The organism is Nocardiopsis lambiniae (assembly GCF_031845465.1).
In the GTDB taxonomy this organism is placed as follows: domain Bacteria; phylum Actinomycetota; class Actinomycetes; order Streptosporangiales; family Streptosporangiaceae; genus Nocardiopsis; species Nocardiopsis lambiniae.
The window spans coordinates 236,856-256,865 of the sequence record NZ_JAVREP010000008.1 but is presented as its reverse complement, the minus strand read 5'-3'; the positions used below and the strand labels follow the sequence as shown (position 1 = coordinate 256,865).

Sequence of the window (20,010 nt, the reverse complement as noted above, 5' to 3'; positions counted from 1 at the left end):
GGGCGGTTCTCCGTTCGTCCGTGTCATACCGACCGGGTGGTATGTTACCCGCGAGTTGCCCCGTTGTCCTCCCCTCGGTCCCCTCGGCGGGTCGACCGGGTCGGTGTTCGTCGGCGCGGGGCTTGCGCCGAGTTACCTAACGTTGTTAGGTGTGGTGTAGGTCACGACACGAGGAGAGGGCACCAGTGACAGAGAACGTGGTGACGACGACCGGCGGTCGGGTCCGGGGTGCGGCCTCGCCGCGCTCCGCCGACGGATCCGTCATCGTCCACCGGAGCATCCCCTACGCGGCAGCCCCCTTCGGCGAGCACCGTTTCGCCGCGCCCGCGCCCCCCGCGCCCTGGGACGGAGTCCGCGACCACACCTCCTTCGGGCCGCCGCCCCCGCAGAAACCCCACCTCGTCGGAGCCGCGGCCTGGTCGCCCGACATGTCCGACGACTGCCTCACCCTCACCGTCTGGAGCGCGGCCCGCCCCGGCGACCGCGCCCCCGTCCTGGTGTGGATCCACGGCGGCGCCTACATCGTCGGCGCCTCCTCCGAACCCTCCTATGACGGCACCCGCCTGGCCGAGAGCGGCCCGGTCGTGGTCGGGATCAACTACCGGATCGGTTTCGAGGGGTTCGGGCACGTTCCCGGACGCCCCGACAACCGCGGCATCCTCGACCAGGCCGCCGCCCTGCGCTGGGTGCGCGACAACATCGAGAACTTCGGCGGCGACCCCGACAACGTCACCGTCGCCGGGGAGTCGGCCGGGGCCGGATCGGTGGTGTGCCTCATGGCCTCCCCCGACGCCCGCGGTCTCTTCCGCCGGGCCATCGCCCACAGCGTGCCCGGCGACATGATCACCCCCGACACCGCGCGGTCCGTCGCCGAGCGCATCGCCGCGGCGGCCGGGGTCCCCTACGAGGCGGAGAGCCTGTCCGCGCTGTCCCCGGAGAAGGTGCTGGACGCGATCGACGTGGTCCTGGCCGAGACGCCCTCCGGCGGGTTCAAGCCCTTCACCTGCTTCGCCCCGGTGGTCGGCGGTCCCGAACTGCCCGAGTCGCCCCTGGAGGCGGCGGCCCGGGGCGGGACGGCCGGGATCGATCTGCTCATCGGGCACAACGCCCACGAGTTCCGGCTGTTCACCGAACTGGGCCAGGAGGTGCGGATCGACGACGAACAGGTCCTGCGCGACACCGTGGCCCGGCTGGGGCTGCGCGAGGACGCGGTGGAGGTCTACCGGGCGGCGCATCCCGGAGCCTCCGTGCGCGAACTCTTCAACGCGGTCCAGAGCGACGCCGTGTTCTGCGAGTACACCGTCCGCTTCGCCGAGGCGCACGCCTGCGGTGGCGGTCGCGCGTTCTTCTTCAGGTTCGCCGCCGAGAGCACCGTGCTGGACGGGCGTCTGGGCGCCTGCCACGGTCTGGACCTGCCGTTCGCGTTCGGCAACCTCGACGGCGACTTCGGGATGTTCCTGCTCGACGGCGCGCCCACCGAGGCCCATCACGACCTGGCGGCCCGCATGGTCGCCGCCTGGCGCGACTTCGCCGCGACCGGGGACCCCGGCTGGGCGTCCGTGACCGCGGAGGCCACCGTGGTCAAGGAGTGGAACACCCCCGACGTCCTGCACCCCGGGCACGTCGCCCCGGTCCGGGAGGTCTGGGCGGACGTCCCCCTGGCCCCCAAGTAGGAGGCGGCACGCGACGGCCCCCGATCCCGGCCGGGGTCGGGGGCCGTGCCGTGGCCTAGCGGCTCAGTCCGGCGCGGCGCAGGGCTTCGGCCATCGCGCCCTGCGGGGCCTGCTGGCCACCCTTGCCACCGCCACCGCCCCGGCCGGCGTTACCGCCGTTGCCACCGCGACCACCACGGTCCCCGCGACGGCGCTCACCACCGCCGCGCTCACCGCCGCGCCGCTCTCCCCGGTCGCCGCTCCGGTCACCTCCCGCGGGGGTCTCGTCGGTCAGGCGCATGGTCAGCGAGATCCGCTTGCGGGGGATGTCGATCTCCTGCACCTTGACCTTGACGATGTCGCCCGGCTTGACGACCTCGCGCGGGTCCTGCACGAACCGGTCCGACATCGCCGACACGTGCACCAGTCCGTCCTGGTGGACCCCCACGTCGACGAACGCGCCGAACGCCGCCACGTTGGTCACCACGCCCTCCAGCACCATTCCGGCGGCGAGGTCGTTCAGCGTCTCCACCCCCTCCTTGAAGGTGGCGGTGGTGAAGGCCGGGCGCGGGTCGCGGCCCGGCTTGTCCAGCTCCGCGAGGATGTCGGTGACCGTGGGCAGACCGAAGGTCTCGTCCACGAACTCCTCGGCCCGCACCTTGCCCAGCAGGTCCTTGTTCCCGATGAGGGAGGGCAGGTCGGCGCCGACCCGGTCCAGGATGCGGCGCACCACGGGATAGGCCTCGGGGTGCACGGCGGAGGCGTCCAGGGGGTCGTCGCCGCCGGGCACCCGAAGGAAGCCCGCGCACTGCTCGAACGCCTTGGGGCCCAGTCGCGGCACCGACTTCAGCTGCGCGCGGGAACGGAAGGGGCCGTTGGCGTCGCGGTGGGAGACGATGTTGCGGGCCAGCGTGGAGGTCACGCCCGACACCCGGGTCAGCAGCGGCACCGACGCGGTGTTGACGTCCACGCCGACACCGTTCACACAGTCCTCGACCACGGCGTCCAGGGAGCGCGACAGTTTCACCTCGGCGAGGTCGTGCTGGTACTGGCCGACGCCGATCGACCTGGGGTCGATCTTGACCAGTTCGGCCAGGGGGTCCTGGAGACGGCGGGCGATGGAGGCGGCGCCCCGCAGCGACACGTCCAGGTCGGGCAGTTCCTCGGAGGCGTAGGCGGAGGCCGAGTACACCGAGGCGCCCGCCTCCGACACCATCACCTTGGTCAGGGACAGCTCGGGGTGGCGCTTGAGCAGGTCGGCGGCGAGCCGGTCGGTCTCGCGGGAGGCGGTGCCGTTGCCGATGGCGACCAGGTCCACGTCGTGGGCCTTGCACAGGCGGGCCAGCCGGTCGATGGAGCCGTCCCAGTCGTGGCGGGGCGCGTGGGGGTAGATCGTGTCCGTGGCGACGACCTTGCCGGTGGGGTCGCAGACGGCGACCTTCACACCGGTGCGCAGACCCGGGTCCAGGCCCAGGGTGGCCCGGGTGCCGGCGGGCGCGGCCAGCAGCAGGTCGCGCAGGTTGGCGGCGAACACGCCGACGCCGTCGTCCTCGGCCTGCTGCCACAGGCGCATGCGCACGTCGATGTCCAGGCGCACCAGGACGCGGGTGCGCCAGGCCCAGCGGACGGTCTCCTGGAGCCACCGGTCGGCGGGACGGCCGCGGTCCACGATGCCGAAGTGGTGGGCGATGGCGTTCTCGAAGGAGGAGCGAGGGACGGTGCCGTCGGCGTTCTCGGCCGGGGCCTCCTCCGGTTCCAGGGTGAGGGTGAGGATCTCCTCCTTCTCGCCCCGGTACATGGCCAGGACGCGGTGGGAGGGGAGCTTGGTGAGGGGTTCGGAGAAGTCGAAGTAGTCGGAGAACTTGGCGCCGGCCTCCTCCTTGCCCTCGCGGACGGCGGAGACCAGGCGGCCCTTCTCCCAGAGGCGTTCGCGCAGCAGACCGGTGAGGTCGGCGTCCTCGGCGAAGCGCTCGACGAGGATGGAGCGGGCGCCGTCGAGGGCGGCCTTGGTGTCCGCGACGCCCTTGTCGGCGTCGACGTAGGGGGCGGCGGTCGCCTGCGGGTCCAGGGTCGGGTCGCCGATGAGGGCCTCGGCCAGCGGTTCGAGTCCGGCCTCGCGGGCGATCTGGGCCTTGGTACGGCGCTTGGGCTTGTAGGGGAGGTAGATGTCCTCCAGACGGGCCTTGGAGTCCGCGGCGTGGATGCGCGCTTCGAGTTCCTCGTCGAGCTTGCCCTGGGACCGGATCGACTCCAGGATCGCGCCCTTGCGTTCGTCGAGTTCCCGCAGGTAGCGCAGGCGTTCCTCCAGGGCGCGCAGTTGGACGTCGTCCAGGGCGCCGGTGGCCTCCTTGCGGTAGCGGGCGATGAAGGGCACGGTCGACCCGCCGTCGAGGAGTTCGACGGCGGCCTTGACCTGGTGGCCGCCGACTCCGAGTTCCTCGGCGATGCGCTGGTCGATCGTGGGTGTCACAGGGGTCGTCACTGGTGCGTGTCCACTCGTCGGCTGTTCGGTGCGGGCCCATTCTGCTGCCGGCCGCGGACATTGTCATCCCGGCCGCGCCCGGAACCGGCGCGGGTCCTCGGTTCTCCCGAGGGGAACGCGCGGAAAGGTGGTGCGTTCCGTACTTGTCGGGTTCGGAGGGTGGTGGGGGAGTCGGTGGCGGACGGGGTGATCGGGGCGGCCCCGCGGGCTCGGGGGAGTGCGCGACGGAACGGGGGAGGACGTTCCCGTTCGCCGGTCGAGGTGCGGGGCGGGGGCGTCCCGGCGGAGAGCGCGAAGGCCGGGCGGGTCGGGGTGTGCGCGACGTCCGGATCTTCGCGGCCCTGGAGGGTTCAGCCGTTGCCCTCCATCAGGTCGGGGGCGTAGTACTCGTCGAGGGGGACCGGGCCGCGGTAGCCCTGGCACATGCACTGACGGTAGGTGGAACTCTGGGAGCCGGTCCAGCGGCCCGGGATGACCACCTGGGTCTGGCACTTCTTGGTCTGCTGGTCGTGGAAGACGAGGTGGTGGCCGCAGCCGCACAGGGGCTGGGGCGCTCGATCGCCGCCTCCCAGGGCGCGGCTCTGTTCCTGCCTGCGCTGTTGTGCCAGGGCCTCCTTGGTCTGGCGCCTGGTGACCAGGCGTCCGGCCACGAAGCCGCCGAGCGCGATCACCGCACCGAGCACCATGGAGAACGGATCCATCCGTGACCACCTCTTCTCGTCCATCCGCGGGTCCGCCCGGCCGCGCGGGGTCCCGTTCCATTGTCGCCCATTCACTCCTGGGACGACGGAGGGGAACCGGGAGTTCCCCTTCGCGGTGCGTGTCCGGTGGGCTCCGGAGGGTTTAGCAGAGATTTCTTTGCAGTGATCCCTTCGCAAAGGGATCTTTGCCGTAGGTTCGGGTCATCCCGAGACCGCCGACGCCCGGATCGCCGCCGAGGCATGGGCCGTGAGCGGTGTCGCCATGACCGTCTCCAACGTCGCCGGGTCGCTCTTCTTCCAGACCGTCGTCCCCGAACACCTGCGCGGCCGGGTCTCCACCGCCTTCCGCACCATCGGCTGACCCCGGGGAATTGGTGGAGTTCACCGAGGCGCTCTACGCGTTCCTGCGCGACTGGGCACGGCGTTTCGAGGGGCGCACCCCGGAGAGCCACCCCGGGATCGAGAGCGTCGAGGTGCGGTTCAACGTCTTCCCCGTGCTGCCGACGCTGGGAGAGCGCGAGGAGGACGAACGGACGGATCGACCCGGGGCGACGCCCCGGTGCCGTGGGTCCGATCGACGCCTCCCGGTGCGCGGCTGGGGCGCCGAGCGCGGGTCGGTGGTTCCGCGGTGCCGTCACCGGTGCGCCAACGCGCGGATCGGGACGGTGGGTCGGGTCAGCCGTCCCGGAGCTTCTTCAGGGTGGCGACGTCGGCGGCGTGCGGTCCGGCCGGGCCGGGGGTCTCCACCACGACCGGCACCCCGGCGCTCACCGGGTGGACGAACAGCTCCCCGAAGGCGTCGGCGCCGATGCACCCGGCCCCGATGTTCTCGTGCCGGTCCTTGTTGCTGCCGCACGGCGCCTTGGAGTCGTTGCCGTGGATCAGTCGCAGCCGCTCGGCGCCCACGACCTCGCCGAACCGGTCCAGCGCGGCGCGCATCCCCTCGCGGGTGGAGATGTCGTGACCGGCGGCGAACAGGTGGGCGGTGTCCAGGCACACGCCCACGTTCGGGTGCCAGGCCAGGGCCTCGAAGTAGGGCACCAGGTCGTCGACGGTGGCGCACAGCACCTGGCCTTGGCCGGCCATCGGTTCCAGCAGCACCGGCGGGACCTCCCCGCCCAGGCGATCCAGCAGGGGCAGCAGCCGTTCCCGCGTGCGGAGCAACCCCGCCTCCCGGCCGCCCGACACCGCCGAACCGGTGTGCACGACCACGCCGCGCGCGCCGATCGCGGCAGCCCGGCGCAGCGCGTGCTCCAGGGAGACCACCGACTTGGCGGCCACCTCCTCGTGGGGGGTGCCCGGGTTGATCAGGTAGGGGGCGTGCACGAACACCGGCAGCCCGGCCTCGGCCCGCTCGCGCATCCGCGCGTCCTGGGCGGGGTCACCGTCGTTGGTCGCCCAGCCGCGTGGGTTGGACACGAACACCTGGACGGTCTCGGCGCCGATCTCCTCGGCGTAGGCCAACCCCTTGTCGGCCATACCGCCGGCGACCGGGACGTGCGCGCCGACCGGGGACGGGGGGCCCTGGGGGCGGGTGTGCTGCGTGGTACTCATCGATCGACCAGCTTAGAGCCTGTCCGATGACGGTCCGCCCCGGCCGACCGCGGCGGCTCCACCAGGCCGGGGCCCTGTTCGGCCGGTCCCGGCCAGGACACCGCCACCCGGATCGGCGGGGTCGCCGAACGCCCGCCCCGGGCCGGGAGGGCGCTACTCTCGTGCCCGTGAGCACCCAGACCGGACACCCCGCACTCGCCGACGTCGTCGCCGCCTTCGAAGAGGTCTACCCGCCCTCCTGGGCGGCCTCCTGGGATCGTGTGGGGCTGGCCGTCGGCGACCCCGCCGACCGGGTCGCCAAGGTCCTGTTCGCGGTCGACCCCGTCGAGGCCGTCGTCGACGAGGCGGTCACCTGGGGGGCGGATCTGATCGTCACGCACCACCCGCTGATGTTGCGGGGGGTGCACAGCGTCGCGGTGAACACCCCCAAGGGGCGGATCGCGCACCGGCTCATCCGGGCCGGCATCGCCCTCTACACCGCGCACACCAACGCCGACACCGCGGCTCCGGGGGTGTCCGACGCCCTGGCCCGGGCGGTCGGCGTCACGGGGCCGCTGCGTCCCCTGGAACCCGACACCACCGACCCCGAAGGGCGGCGGGGCATCGGTCGGATCGGTGGGCTGGACGGACCGATGACGCTGCGCGACTTCGCCGCCGGGGTCGCCCGGGGCCTGCCCGCCACCGCGCCCGGTGTCCGGGTCGCCGGTGATCTCGACCGCATCGTGACCACCGTCGCCGTGTCGGGCGGGGCGGGAGACTCCCTGCTCGGAGCGGTCCGTGCCGCGGGTGTGGACGTCTTCGTCACCTCCGACCTGCGTCATCACCCCGCGTCGGAGTTCGTGGAGGAGCCGAACGCGCCCGCCCTGATCGACACCCCGCATTTCGCGAGCGAGTGGCCCTGGCTCGCGGACGGCGCGGCGGCCCTGACGGACTCCCTCGTGCGCCGCCTCGGCCCGGATGGGGCTAACGTGGAGACCCGTGTGTCCACGACGGTGACGGACGCCTGGTCACAGGCGATTCCGCCGGCCTGACACCAGCCCGCCGTCGGGCACCCCATCGAACTGCACAGAGTGAGGGCGCGGACGGCGCCAGCCTTTCCGACCAGCCAGGAGAACACGTGAAAGCCGAACCCGCCGCGCAGGCCAGACTGCTCGACCTGCAAGAGCTGGACCTCGAACTCCAGCGCTTGGAGCACCGCGTGGTGAGCCTGCCCGAGGTCGCCGAGGCGACCCGGCTCGCCGAACTCGCCGACCGGCTCGACAGCGAGCTGATCGCCGCGCAGACCCACCTGTCCGACGCCGAGCGCGCCCAGCGCAAGGCCGAGTCCGACGTCGACCAGGTGCGCTCCCGCGCCGCCCGTGACACCGAACGCCTGGAGTCGGGGCGCATCTCCAACGGCAAGGAGTTGCAGAACCTCCAGTCGGAGATCGCCTCCCTGGGCCGCCGCCAGGCCGAACTGGAGGAGATCGTGCTGGAGGTGATGGAGCAGGTCGAGACGCTCTCCGCCGAGGTCGTCCGACTGACCGCCGCCGCCCATGACACCCGCGTCGAGTACACCGAGGTGATCGCCCGCCGCGACACCGCGACCGCCCAGATCGTCATGGACCGGTCCCGCGTGACGGAGAACCGGAACCGGGTCGCGGGAGACGTTCCCGAGCCCCTGCTGTCCCTGTACGACAAGCTGCGCGCCCAGTACGGCGGCGTGGCCGCCGCGCCGCTGCGCTACGGGCGTTGCGACGGCTGCAAGCTGGTGCTGAGCCCGGCCGAACTCGGGGAGATCCGCTCCGCGGCCCCCGACGAGGTGGTGCGCTGCGAGGAGTGCCGTCGCATCCTGGTCCGTGTCGAGGAGCCCGAGAACCGATGAGATCCGGTTGGGGTGCGCCCGACACCTCGCCGACCCGACTGCTGCTGTTGCGCCACGGGCAGACGCCCCTGTCCGTGGAGCGTCGCTTCGCCGGTCGGGGCGACATCCCCCTGACCGCCCAGGGGCGCGTCCAGGCCGAGGCGGTCGCCCGAAGGCTGGCCGCCCGGACGATCGACGCGGTGGTCTCCTCGCCGCTGGAGCGCACCCTGCGCACCGCGGACTTCGCCGCGAAGGCGCTGGGGCTGCCGGTGGAGATCGAGGACGGGTTCGTGGAGACCGACTTCGGCGACTGGGAGGGGATGACCTTCGCCGAGGCCCGGATCCACGCGCCAGAGGCGGTCGACCGGTGGGTGTCCGACCCCGAGGTCGGCCCGCCCGGCGGGGAGAGCTTCGCCGCGGTGGCCCGTCGGGTGTGCGCCGCCCGTGACGCCCTGGTGTCCCGTCATCGGGGGCGCACGGTGCTGGTGGTCACCCACGTCACCCCCATCAAGGTGCTGGTCCAGCAGGCCCTGACGGCGCCGCTGTCCGCCCTGTACCGGATGCACCTGGACACCGCGGCCCTCACCGAGGTGGACGTCTACGCCGACGGTCCCATGGTGATGCGGTCCTTCAACGACACCGCCCACCTGGCCTGAACCGCCGGTGGCCCGGGCCCGGGCCACCGGCGGTAGACTCTCCGGCGAGGGGAGTCGGCCAGGCGGTCGCGGACCGCGCCGGGTGCGCGGGTTCGAGGAAAGTCCGGACTCCACAGGGCAGGGTGGTCGGTAACACCGACCCGGGGTGACCCGCGGGACAGTGCCACAGAGAACAGACCGCCACCGCTCACGCGGTGGTAAGGGTGAAACGGTGGTGTAAGAGACCACCAGCGGCCGGAGCGATCCGGCCGGCTCGGTAAACCCCACCCGGAGCAAGGTCAAAAAGGGGATCTTCGGATCTCCGCGCGGATGATCGAGGGCGGCCCGCCCGAGTCCGCGGGTAGACCGCACCGAGGTCGCCGGCAACGGCGATCCCAGATGGATGACCGCCCGGTCCGTTCACGGACCGACAGAATCCGGCTTACCGGCCGACTCCCCTCCTTTCAAGTCTCTGACCTGCGCCGAAGCGCGGGGGAGCCGACCGTGTTCCGGTTCCGTTTGCTCCCGTGTGTCGCTCCGACGAGCACGGCGGCCGATTGCCCGCTCGGCTCGTTCGTGACGGCGGCGCGCCTCAACAACCTGGGACCGGTAGGGGCATGAGCCGATCATCGGGGCAGGTCGAGGCTGGATGCCCGGAAACCGGACCGGGACGACGATCGAGAAATCACGAGCAGGGTGAGGGAGCCAGCGGTTCGGGAGGCGGAGAACCGGAGGCGGGTGTACGGGTGCTCGTGGCAGACTGTGAGTAGAGGTCTTTGTCAGTCGAGGCGTGTACACCGAATCCGATTCGGGTGTCAGAACCCCTCTGTGCGTGCACGGCGTTTGCGCTGTTCATGGCCTTGCGGGAGAAGAATGTGACCCCGGTCACGTGTCCTTGGCGGCGTTGAAGGCGTATTGCGTGCAGAAGGGCTGTATCACCGCAGGCCGGACCCTGTGAGAATCGGGAAGGGTTCGGTAGACCTACAAAGCCCTTAGGGCATGGAAACACTCGGCAGCCTCGGCTACCAGAGTATGTTAGGCCAGTTCGGTAGACCTACAAAGCCCGTAGGGCATGGAAACAGCCGGGTTCTGTCGTGGACGATCATCTATCTGGTCCGACAGGCCTACAAAGCCCGCAGGGCATGAAGATGTCGAAGTCGGTTATGTCGGTTATGTCGGCTTTCGGCGAGGTGGCCATGCGCTGCCCGGCCCTTGGCCATGCTTGCTCGGAGACCGGGAAGCACCAGGGAACAGCGAGAAGCCGCGCCACCTGTACCGACAGGTCGCGCGGCTTCTTCGGGTGTCGGGGCGGATCGATCCGGGACGCCCGCTCGCCGGTCCCCTCCCCCTTCCCTCCTCACCCACCGCTTCGGCGGGTGGGGCAGGTGTGTACATCCCCGTGGTGATGGTCCATCGGCGGGGGCACCGATAGATTGGGCGGAGCGCTCCGCGCTCCGCACACGCGGGGTGCGGACACCCGCGGGGCCGACGGGGTCGGTCCTCGCGGGCATCCGCGTCCACGGAATGGGTGACTCTTGCTCGACTCGACCGGCTTCTGGGTGATCCTCTTCGGCCTGCCGATCATGGCCATCGTGGCGATCGTGCTGCTCGCCACCTACCAGGCCTCGGGGGTTCAGGAGGACGGGCGTGACGACGCGCCCGACGACTCCTCCACCGGCTGAACCAGGTCCCCCTCACGGGGGTGCGGCACCGGATCGGTCACGTCCCGGACATCCTGGACCGGGGTGAACTCCCCGGTCGCGGTGTCCAGCAGGTGTACCCGGGCGGTCTCCAGGTCGTAGTACATCCCGGTCAGTTCCAGCTCTCCGGACTCCAACCGTTCGCGCACCAGCGGGTGCAGTGTCAGGTGGGCGAGCTGCTGTCGGACGTTGGCCTGGGCCAGGCGGCGCAGGGCCTCGGCGGTGGGCAGTCCCGCCAGCGCCCCGACGGGTTCGCCCGCGCGGGTCAGGCTGGTGGCCCCGTTGGTGAGCCAGCGCCGCACGTGCGAGGTGTCGGTGGCGTCGGGGTCCAGGTGGGTCTTCTCCAGCAGCGCCTTCATGGCCCCGCAGTGGGAGTGGCCGCACACCACGATCGAGGGCACCCTCAGGACCGCGATCGCGTACTCCACGGCGGCCCCCACCGAGTCGTCGCCGGGACCGTCCGGGGGCGGTACCAGGTTGCCGACGTTGCGCACGGTGAACAGGTCCCCCGGGCCGCTGGCGGTGATGAGGTTGGGCACCACCCGGGAATCGGCGCAGGTGATGAACAGGGCGGTCGGGTTCTGCCCGTGGGACAGCCGGCTCATCAACGAGCGCATCCGGTCGGCGGTGCTGGAGTGGTACTCGCGGGCGCCCGCGGCGAGCAGGCCGATGGGGTCGACCGCCTCGCTGCCCCCGCGCATCTCCCAGGGCGCCCACCAGCGGGCCAACCCTCGCGGCGCGGTCTTGGTGGCCGGTGCCGACCGTTGTGAGCTGCGCTCGTACCAGCGTTCGTGCACCTCGTCGATGTCCACGGAGCCTCCGGTGCGTTCGTGGTCCACCCGCCAGGCGTGGATGGCCTCGAACGCGGCGTGGTCCATGAAGTCCACGTGCAGGTCCAGGTCGACCGCCGCGCCGGCGGGGACGGTGCGCAGGACGTGTGCGAGCCTCGGCACGCCCAGGAAGGTCAGGGAGCCGTGCACGGTGATGTGAACGCGCTCGTCGCGCTCCTCGGTGGTGACGGTGAGCCGGGTCAGGCGGCGCAGGGACACCACCATGGCCAGCGCGAACCCGAGGAACACCCCTTCCAGCAGACCCAGGAGCACCACGCCGGACAGGGTCACCAGGTACACGCCCGCCTCGTGGTGCCGGCGCAGGTCGCGCAGGTGGGCGATGGAGACCATCTGCACGCCGATGAACACCAGCAGCGCGGCCAGCGCGGCCATCGGGATCAGTTCGACCACGTGCGCGAACAGGGCGACGAACACCAGGATCCACACGCCGTGCAGGATCGTGGACAGCGGACTGTGGGCGCCGGCGCGCACGTTGGCGGTGCTGCGCACGATCACCCCGGCCACCGGCAGGCCGCCGAGGGCGCCGCTGATGGCGTTGCCCGCGCCCTGGCCGCACAGTTCGCGGTTGAGCATGACCCGGCGTCCGCTGTGCAGCCGGTCCACGGCGATGGCGGCGAGCAGGGACTCGACGCTGGCGACCATGGCGACGGTGGCCACGCCCAGGAAGACGCCGTGCCACTGGCCGTCCTGGGGCAGGGCGGGCCCGTTCCAGGCGTCGGCCAGCGAGTCGGGCAGGGCGACCGTCTCGACCTCCCAGCGGCCCATGGTGGCGATCACGGTGGCGGTGCCCACCGCGACCAGGGCGGCGGGGACGAGGGCGGGACGGAACCTGCCGATGGCGGGCAGTCTGCCCCAGCAGAACATGATCGCGATGGTGATGACGCCGACGGCCACCGCCGGGGTGTGGTTGTGGGCGATCTGGGCGGGCAGGTCGGCGATGTTGGCCAGGGCGGAACTCTGGGGTTCCCCGCCGAGCACGACGTGCAGTTGGGCCAGGGCGATGGTGACGCCGACCCCGGCGAGCATGCCGTGGACGACCGCCGGTGAGACGGCCAAGGCGGCGCGGGCGATGCGGAAGGCCCCCAGGGCGAGCTGTACTAGCCCGGCCAGCAGGGTGATCAGGCAGGTGACGCGCCAGCCGTAGGTGGCGATGAGATCGGCGACGATGATGGTCAGCCCGGCGGCCGGGCCGCTGACCTGGACGGCGGATCCGCCGACGAGGCCGACGACGATGCCGCCGACGACTGCGGCGATGATCCCGGCGATGAGCGGCGCCCCGGAGGCGACGGCGATGCCGAGGGAGAGCGGGACGGCGACCAGGAAGACCACGAGGGAGGCGCCGACGTCGGCGACCGCGCCCTTGCGGTCGGCGCGAGGAGCGGGTACCTCCGTGAGCGGTGGTTCGGGCGGTATTCCCTGGGCGTCGTTGCGCATGGTGACTCCTGTTCTGTTCGGGCAGGCGATGCGTAGGCGCACGGGACGACGGGTGTCCGGACCGGGGGGTGTGCGGGCACGACGGGGACTCTTCGAGATGTCTCGAAGGGTGTCGTGTCAATCACCAACTGTAGTCAATGGTGGTAGCGCAGTGTTACGGACTGTTGTGGTTTCGGTAACCATTTTCCCGAGTTCACATGACACGGGTACGAATACGCACAGAAGAAAAGCCGAGGTGGCGGGTCGAGACCCGCCACCTCGGCAGTGTGAAGTCCTGGGCGGAGCACCGCCCGGCCCTCACCGCGAATCGGAACCGGCGTTCACGCTCGGTGTCCGCGGTGCGGGATCAGCGGAACCGACCGTCGCCGTAGCCGTCGTCGTACCCCCGGTCATCGCGATCGCGCTGGTCGTAGGGGGCGTCGCGGTAGGGATCAGGGGTCGTGCCGCCGGGACGGTGCCACTCCTCCAAGGGGCGGTAACCGTCGTACTCCGGCTCCTGGGAGCGCGGCGGGTACTCCCCGCCCAGCACGTCGTCGTATCCGTCGCCCGGAGTCCCGGGGCCGTCGGCGGGACGCCCGTAGGCCGGGTTGGTTCCGGTGGGGGCACCGTGACCCGGGACCGGAGCGCCGCCGCGCGTCGGGTCGACGGGGTGGCCTCCGGTGGGGGCGCCGTACCCGGGGAAGCCACCGTAGGAGGGGCCGCCGGGCAGGTCGGGCCGCGGCGGGACCGGGCCGCCCTCGAACGGGTCGGGGCGTCCGGTCGGAGCCGGGCCGCCGTAGCCACCGGGCGTGCTCGGCGCGCCGAAGGAGTCCTCGCCCGGCCCCCACAACGGGTCGTTGCCCGGTCGGGCGGGCCGACTGTGGGATCCGGTGTCGTAGGACGGCCCCGGGCCATAGGGGGAGGGGGACGGCGGCCTGGTGTGGGATCCGGTGTCCTCGGGCCGCCGGCCGTGGGTGCCGGTGTCGTACTCCGGGCGGGTGTAGGGGCCGGTGTCGTAGGAGGGGCGGGTGTGTTCGCCGGTGTCGTACTCGGGACGGCGCGGCGCGCTCGGCCCTCCGGGCACGGGGCTTCCGGGCACGTGGCTCCCGGTGTCGTAGGGGGAGCGGGTGTGCGTCCCGCTGTCGTACGGGTCGTAGGAGGGCCGCGCGCGGGCTCCGCCGTCGTACCCGGGACGCGTGTGGGATCCGGTGTCCTCGGGCCGGCCGTGGGTGCCGGTGTCGTACTCCGGACGGGTGTAGGAGCCGGTGTCGTATTCCGAGCGGGTGTAGGAGCCGGTGTCGTACTCGGGACGGCGCGGCGCGCCCGGATCCCCGGGTACGGGGCTTCCGGGCACGTGGCTCCCGGTGTCGTAGGGGGAGCGGGTGTGCGTCCCGCTGTCGTACGGGGAGGACCGCCGGTGCGTTCCCGTGTTGTGGCCCGCCAACGGGTCGGGCCGGTTCGGGGCGGGGTACCCACCGCTCAGCGGGTCGCCGGGCGTGCCCGGAACGGCCCCGTAACCGCCCTGCGGTCGCTGGTGGGAGCCGGTGTCCAGGCTCGACCAGATCGGTGATCCCGTGGTGGAACCGGGGGAGGGGGAACCCCGGAAACCGGGGGCCAGCGGATCGGCGTCGAGCGAGGAACCCCCACGGCCGCCGTCGTAGGACGACGGGGAGTAGGGGGACGTTCCCGAGGGCGGCGTCGACCCGCTCGCCGACGGGGCCCCGAGCGGGTCACGCGGGGTTCCGAGGGGGCCGCCCAAGGGGCCCGCTCCGCCCGAGGGATCGGTGTTCGGGGCGGTCAGCCGGTCGGCCAGCGACCGGGTGTCCGACGACGGGGGCGTGTTCACCTTCCAGGAACTGGAGCTCAGCGGATCGTCGTCCACTCCCGCGGGCGCGGGCACGGTCGAGGATCCGGCGGAGGGCAGTTCGGTGCGCTCGGGACGCGGAGGCAGGGCCCGCTCGTCCTCCGGGACCGGCGGGGGCTCCTCGTTGCGGCCCAGACTGGCCAGCACGGCCAGGTCGGACGAGGGGTCGGGACCGGTCGCGCGAGGCAGGACGGTGGTGGCCCCGGCCGGACCGGACGCCTCGTTGTCGTCGTAGTCCTCGTACCCGTCGTCCTCGTCCTCGTACTCGTACGCGGTGACGTTGGGTCCCCGGTCGTCCGCCCGCTCGCCCCGGGCCCGGCCCCCGCCGCGCTCGTCGACGTCCTCGCCGCCCAGACTCGACCAGAAGCCGCCGTCCTCGTCGTCGTCCCAGTCCACCTCGCGTTTGTTGCGCCGCGCCTTGGGCTTGGGCCGCCGCTCCGGGCGTCGCTCGGGCCGGCCGCCCTGGCGTCGTCCGCGTCCGCGCGGTGCGTCGTCGCGACCGTCGTCCCGGTGGCCCTCCTCGTCGGGCGCGTGTTCGCCCTCCTCGGCATCGTCGTACTCGTAGTCGTCGTCCTCGTAGCGGTCGTCACGCGACCCCAGGTTGAGCGCGCGCATGCCCAGCAACAGGAGCAGCAGCACGGCCAGCACGACGACGACGGCGATGATGATGACGGTGAGGGTCATGGTGTACGCACTACCTTGGGGAGGTCGGCCGCGCGCCCGGATTCCTCCGGCGAACGGTCCGGGCGGGTCCTATCGGAGCGAGGCGGCGACCGCCTGTTCCCGTGGAGGGCCGGCCTGCTGGTCGGGTGTGGTGCAGGCGACTCCTGTGCGGTCTCAGGTCAGCGTGCCGCGCGGCGAGTGGACGGGTATCGGTCAATCTGAAAAGGGACGGGGGGCACTGCCCCACTGTATGCGCTGTGGCGGCCTGTGTGCAGAGGGCGATCCGAGCTTCCTGGGGGAATCCCGGAAGCGTCGTCCGCACGGGTCCACCCGGGGCGGACCCGCGGAGAGGCGCCCATCATGACCCACATCACCCGGTGCCGGTGACGAGCGAACCCCTCCCGATCGCACGCTCGGCGATCGCCTCCAGCGTCGATCCCAGCTCCGCGCCCTCGGGCAGGTCCAACGGCGCCTGAAGGGCGTAGACCGTGAACCGGTACCCGTGCGGGTCGTCCTCCTCCGGGCAGGGCGGGTCGTAGGAGGCCTCACCGGCGCTGTTGAGCCCCTGCCGGGCGTCGGCGGGCACCGTGTTCTGCCGCAGTTCGCCCAACTGCGGATCCAGGTCGTACAGCACCCAGAACACCTCGGCGGCCTGGGGATCGTCCACCACCAGCGCGATCGACACCGTGTCCTCGGGCAGTCCCGACCAGGTCAGCGGTGGGGAGACGGTCTCGCGTTCCCCGTCCTGCCCCGTCTCCTCGCCGACGCAGCTGTAGGCGTCGGCCAGCGGCCGGCCCTCCTGCATCAAGGGGCTGGTGACGGTGATGTCGTCGGGCATGTCCCCGTTCTGGCCGGGGGAGAACAGGCCGCAGCCCGTGGTCAGGGTCAACGCCGTCCCCGCCGCCAGGGCGCCCGCGAGCGCGCCGGGGAAGGTGCGGGGCGCGCGGCGCGCCCCGGTCGTCCGGGGGGAAGGGAGGGCCGGGAACAATGTGGGACTCCTGCTGGACTCTCGGAATCGCGGGACGCGGCAGGGACGCGGCGCCCCGCAGGACGGACCCGCTCGCGGCGCGGCCTCCGGGACGGCCCCGGCGCCGGGCGTGGCGGAGGGACGTGCGCCAACACCCGCACACGTTCCTGAGCGAACCCTACTGTGGACCCGGCGCACGTGATCCCCGCCCACCGCGGTGGGCGCCGGATGTCCACCGCGCCCCCCGGGAGCCGACACCCCACCGACTCCGGGGGGCCATGATGGAGGGGTGCGGTTCTCCACTCTGGGTCCCCTGCTGGTCCACGACGCCGCGGGGGAGCCCGTGACCATCGGCGGTGCCCGGCTGCGCACCCTCCTCGGGCTGCTGCTGCTCAGCCCCGACCACTGGGTGACCACCGACCGCCTCCTCGCGTCCGTGTGGGAGGACGCGCCTCCCGTCGGAGCGACCAACGCCCTCCAGGCGTTGGTCTCCCGGCTGCGCCGCGCCCTGGCCGGGGGCGCGGAGATCGAGGGTGGTCCCCAGGGGTACCGGTTGGCCGTGGCGCCCGACCGGGTCGACCTGTTCGTGTTCGAGGACCTGGTCCGCGAGGGCCGCTCCCACCGTGCCGCCGGACGCCCCGCCCCGGCCTTGGCCGACCTGGAACGGGCCCTGGGGCTGTGGCGGGGACCCGCCCTGGTGGACCTGACCACTCGCGGCCTGGCCGAGGGCGTCGCCGCGCGTCTCGCCGAGACCCGGTCGACCGCCCGCGAGGAGCGGCTGGCGGCCCTGCTCGACCTGGGCCGTACCGCCGACGCGGTGGCCGAGGCCGAGGCGCTGGCCGAGGGGGAGCCGCACCGGGAGCGCCCGCTGGAACTCCTCGTCCGCGCCCTCGCGGCGGCCGGTCGCACCGCCGACGCGCTGGACGTCTACGCGCGGTTCCGCGCCCGCCTGGCCGATGACCTGGGACTGGACCCGTCGCCGCGTCTGGCCGAGGTCCATCTGCGCCTGCTGCGCGGCGAACTCTCCGCTCCGACGACGACGGCGGCGGCGACCGCGCGCGCCCCACGACCGGTACCCGATCGCCCGGGCCCCTCCGCGGGAACGGCCCCTTCCGGCGGGGCCCCCGTGTCGGTGGAGGCGGTCCCCGTGCGCCTGCCGGTGCCGCTCACCGGGTTCGTGCCGCGCGCGGAGGTCGACATCGCCGTGGACCTGCTCTCCCGCGACCGCCTGGTCACCCTCCTGGGCCCCGGCGGGGCGGGTAAGACCCGGTTGGCCGTGGAGGCCGCCACCGCCTTCGCCGCGCGGGTCCCCGGTCTGATCGACCGAGGCGCCTGGTTCGTCGAACTCGCCCCGCTCACCGAGGGCGTGGACATCCCCGACGCCGTCGCCGACACGCTCGGCCTGCGCGAACACGCCCTCCTCCAGGCCCGATCGGCTCCGCCCCCGCCGCCCGCCGAACGCGTCGCCGCGTTCATCGCCGACCAGCCCCTGCTCCTGGTCCTGGACAACTGCGAACACCTCGTCGCCGACGCCGCCCGGTTCACCGCCCTCCTCCTGTCCCGCTGCCCGCGCCTGCGCGTCCTCGCCACCTCCCGCGAACCCCTCGGCACGCCCGGCGAGCACCTCCTGCCCGTCCCCTCGCTGTCCCTGCCCGCCGAGCACGCCGACGCCGAGGAGGCCGCGGCGGCCCCCTCCGTGGTCCTGTTCACCGAACGCGCCCGCGCCGTCCGCCCCGGTTTCGCCGTGACCGACGACAACGTCCCCCACGTCGTCCGCATCGTCCGAGCCCTCGACGGGATGCCCCTGGCCTTGGAGTTGGCGGCAGCCCGCCTGCGCGTCATGACCCCCGACCACCTCGCCGACCGCCTCGACGACCGGTTCCGGCTCCTGGGCGGCGGGGTGCGCCGCACACCCCGGCACAGCACGCTGCGGGCCGTCGTCGACTGGAGCTGGGACCTGTTGGACGAGGCGGGACGCCGGCTCCTGCGCCGCCTGTCGGTGTTCGCCGGCGGCGCCTCCCTCGATTCCCTGGAACGGGTGTGCGCGGACCCCGACCGTCCCGGCACCGTCGCCGGTCACGACGTGTGGACGGTCCTGTTCGACCTGGTCGACAAGTCGCTGGTCATCGCGGAGGATCCCCGACGGGCCCAGGCCCCGCCCCGTTACCGGCTCCTGGAGACCGTGCGCGCCTACGCCGCCGGGCGTCTCGCCGACGCGGGGGAGGTCGATCGGGTCCGCGACGCGCACGCCCGCCACGTTCGCGACCTGTGGCGCACGGCCGACCCGCTGTTGCGCGGTCCCCGGCAGGGCGAGCTGCTCGCCCGACTGCATGACGAGAACGACGACTTCGCCCTCGCCGTGCGCTGGGCCTTGGAGCGCCGCGACGTCGCCACCGCCCTGGACCTCATCGAGTACTCCCAGTGGTACTGGACCCTCGGCGACTCCTGGGAACCGCTCTCCCGCTGGTCCAAGGAGGTCCTCGACCTGATGGGCGACGAGGTGCCGGCCGGACGCGCGGTCGCCCACGCCAGTTGTCTGTTCCACCTGTCGGCCTCGTCCGTGACCTCCCTCGACGACGTCCAGGGCCACGTGCGGGCGGTGGAGGAGGCGCTCGCGGTGGAAGGCCTCCTTCCCGAGGATCACCCCCTGCTGGTCTACGTCCTCATGTACCGGGTGATACTGGAGGGCGACGGGACCACGAGGGCGCGGATCGCGCGCGCCCTGGACGGTCCCGATCCCTGGATGCGCGCCATGGTGCGGCTCCTGCTGTCCCTGGCCGACGCCCTCTCCGGGCGACTCCCCTCGGCGTTGGAACAGGCCACCGAGGCGCTGGAGGGGTTCCGCGCGCTCGACGACGCCTGGGGGCAGTGCCAGGCCCTGGCCCAGGTGATCGACGTGCGCCGCTACGACGACCTGGACCACTGCCGGGAGCTCATGGCAGAGGGGATCCTCCTGGCCGAGGGCAGGAGCCTGGAGGGCATGGCCGGGGTGTTCCGGATCCGACGCGCCCAGATCCACATCGACAGGGGCGATCTGGTGGCCGCGCGGGCCGATCTGGATCTGGCGTCGGCCGCGGGGGGTCCCGCCCAGCCCGAGCACCGGGTGCTGCTGTTGCTGGCCGAGGCCCAGTGGGAGCGCGAGCGGGGCGAGCACGCGCGCGCCCGCGCCCTGGTGGACCGGATCGGTCCGTTGGTGGAGGCGCTCGGCGGGTTCGCGCCGACCTATGTCGAGGTCGGCTCGTCCGCCTTGGCGGCGACCATCTCCTGGTCCTCCGGTGACACGGAGGCGGCCTGGCGCGAGGCGGGGCGCTCGTGGTGGTCGGTCATCGGCCTCATGGGCCCGATCCGCTCGGAGCTGTTGGAGGTCATGGCCGCGATGACGGTGGAGGAGGACCCCCACCGGGCGGCCCTGCTGATGGGATGGTCGGTGGGGCTGCGAGGCGTCCCCGACACCACCACCCCGCTCGTGCTGCGCGTCGACGCACGGCTCCGGGACCGGCTCGGAGACGGGGAGTACACCCGGATCGTGTCGGAGGCGGCGGCGTCACCGGCGGTGGAGATCCTCGAAAAGGCCTCACGGTGGCTGTCCGGGATCGTCCCCGATCCGGGGTCCGCCCATCGTCGGTGACCGTGCCGGTCCGCTCCGGTCGCCCCGGGACGACACGTCCCCGGCCGACCGGAGCGG

12 protein-coding genes and 1 other RNA gene are annotated in these 20,010 nt (G+C 72.7%); 7 read left to right on the top strand and 6 right to left on the bottom strand.

Going from position 1 to position 20,010, the window contains the following annotated elements; genetic code table 11:
• Positions 1-185 precede the first annotated feature (185 nt).
• Positions 186-1,673 carry a carboxylesterase/lipase family protein gene (locus tag RM479_RS14585; protein ID WP_311512275.1) on the top strand — a complete coding sequence of 496 codons (1,488 nt, stop codon included), beginning with the start codon at positions 186-188 and terminating at the stop codon, positions 1,671-1,673.
• Positions 1,674-1,728: 55 nt separating this feature from the next.
• Here the strand turns inward: RM479_RS14585 and RM479_RS14580 are convergent, their stop codons facing one another.
• The 3 genes from RM479_RS14580 to RM479_RS14570 form a co-directional block, all read right to left on the bottom strand.
• Positions 1,729-4,122 (bottom strand): Tex family protein, encoded by a 2,394-nt coding sequence (locus tag RM479_RS14580; protein ID WP_311512274.1) that lies wholly within the window; start codon positions 4,120-4,122, stop codon positions 1,729-1,731.
• Between the two features lie 362 nt (positions 4,123-4,484).
• Positions 4,485-4,835 (bottom strand): hypothetical protein, encoded by a 351-nt coding sequence (locus RM479_RS14575; protein WP_311512273.1) that lies wholly within the window; start codon positions 4,833-4,835, stop codon positions 4,485-4,487.
• A gap of 675 nt (positions 4,836-5,510) precedes the next feature.
• Positions 5,511-6,389, bottom strand: a complete 879-nt coding sequence (locus RM479_RS14570) for a deoxyribonuclease IV (RefSeq protein WP_311512272.1) — start codon at positions 6,387-6,389, stop codon at positions 5,511-5,513.
• Positions 6,390-6,550: 161 nt separating this feature from the next.
• Between RM479_RS14570 and RM479_RS14565 the strand changes: the two genes are divergently transcribed.
• The 5 genes from RM479_RS14565 (at position 6,551) to RM479_RS14545 (ending at position 10,549) form a co-directional block, all read left to right on the top strand.
• A complete protein-coding gene (locus RM479_RS14565; protein ID WP_311512271.1) occupies positions 6,551-7,420 on the top strand; it encodes a Nif3-like dinuclear metal center hexameric protein in 870 nt (289 codons plus the stop codon).
• A gap of 86 nt (positions 7,421-7,506) precedes the next feature.
• The gene (locus tag RM479_RS14560; protein ID WP_311512270.1) at positions 7,507-8,253 is read left to right on the top strand and encodes a zinc ribbon domain-containing protein; all 747 of its coding nucleotides are present in this window, start codon (positions 7,507-7,509) and stop codon (positions 8,251-8,253) included.
• Positions 8,250-8,888: a histidine phosphatase family protein gene (locus tag RM479_RS14555; protein ID WP_311512269.1), complete on the top strand. Its 639-nt coding sequence runs from the start codon at positions 8,250-8,252 to the stop codon at positions 8,886-8,888. The genes RM479_RS14560 and RM479_RS14555 overlap by 4 nt, the downstream gene beginning before the upstream one ends.
• Positions 8,889-8,938: 50 nt before the next feature.
• An RNA gene (gene rnpB / locus RM479_RS14550) (RNase P RNA component class A) lies at positions 8,939-9,328 on the top strand.
• A gap of 1,074 nt (positions 9,329-10,402) precedes the next feature.
• On the top strand, positions 10,403-10,549 hold the full coding sequence (locus RM479_RS14545; RefSeq protein WP_274811654.1) for a hypothetical protein: 147 nt from the start codon (positions 10,403-10,405) through the stop codon (positions 10,547-10,549).
• Here the strand turns inward: RM479_RS14545 and RM479_RS14540 are convergent.
• The 3 genes from RM479_RS14540 to RM479_RS14530 all read right to left on the bottom strand — a co-directional run bounded on the left by RM479_RS14540 (position 10,501) and on the right by RM479_RS14530 (position 16,346).
• Entirely contained in the window at positions 10,501-12,852 is a 2,352-nt protein-coding gene (locus tag RM479_RS14540; RefSeq protein ID WP_311512268.1) for a SulP family inorganic anion transporter, read from the bottom strand. The two genes, RM479_RS14545 and RM479_RS14540, sit on opposite strands and share 49 nt — an antisense overlap.
• 346 nt (positions 12,853-13,198) lie before the next feature.
• Entirely contained in the window at positions 13,199-15,379 is a 2,181-nt protein-coding gene (locus RM479_RS14535) for a hypothetical protein (RefSeq protein ID WP_311512267.1), read from the bottom strand.
• Between the two features lie 349 nt (positions 15,380-15,728).
• Positions 15,729-16,346: a YbhB/YbcL family Raf kinase inhibitor-like protein gene (locus RM479_RS14530; protein WP_311512266.1), complete on the bottom strand. Its 618-nt coding sequence runs from the start codon at positions 16,344-16,346 to the stop codon at positions 15,729-15,731.
• 268 nt (positions 16,347-16,614) lie between these two features.
• On the opposite strand from RM479_RS14530, the gene RM479_RS14525 reads away from it, so the two are divergent.
• Positions 16,615-19,953, top strand: coding sequence for an AfsR/SARP family transcriptional regulator (locus tag RM479_RS14525; RefSeq protein ID WP_311512265.1), 3,339 nt, complete (start codon positions 16,615-16,617; stop codon positions 19,951-19,953).
• The last annotated feature ends 57 nt before the right edge of the window (positions 19,954-20,010 follow it).

Bases quoted from the DNA above. Each gene is read 5' to 3' on its own strand.
- RM479_RS14555 (WP_311512269.1), top strand. From the start codon at position 8,250: ATGAGATCCGGTTGGGGTGCGCCCGACACCTCGCCGACCCGACTGCTG.
- RM479_RS14575 (WP_311512273.1), bottom strand. From the start codon at position 4,835: ATGGATCCGTTCTCCATGGTGCTCGGTGCGGTGATCGCGCTCGGCGGC.
- RM479_RS14540 (WP_311512268.1), bottom strand. From the start codon at position 12,852: ATGCGCAACGACGCCCAGGGAATACCGCCCGAACCACCGCTCACGGAG.
- RM479_RS14535 (WP_311512267.1), bottom strand. From the start codon at position 15,379: ATGACCCTCACCGTCATCATCATCGCCGTCGTCGTCGTGCTGGCCGTG.
- RM479_RS14570 (WP_311512272.1), bottom strand. From the start codon at position 6,389: ATGAGTACCACGCAGCACACCCGCCCCCAGGGCCCCCCGTCCCCGGTC.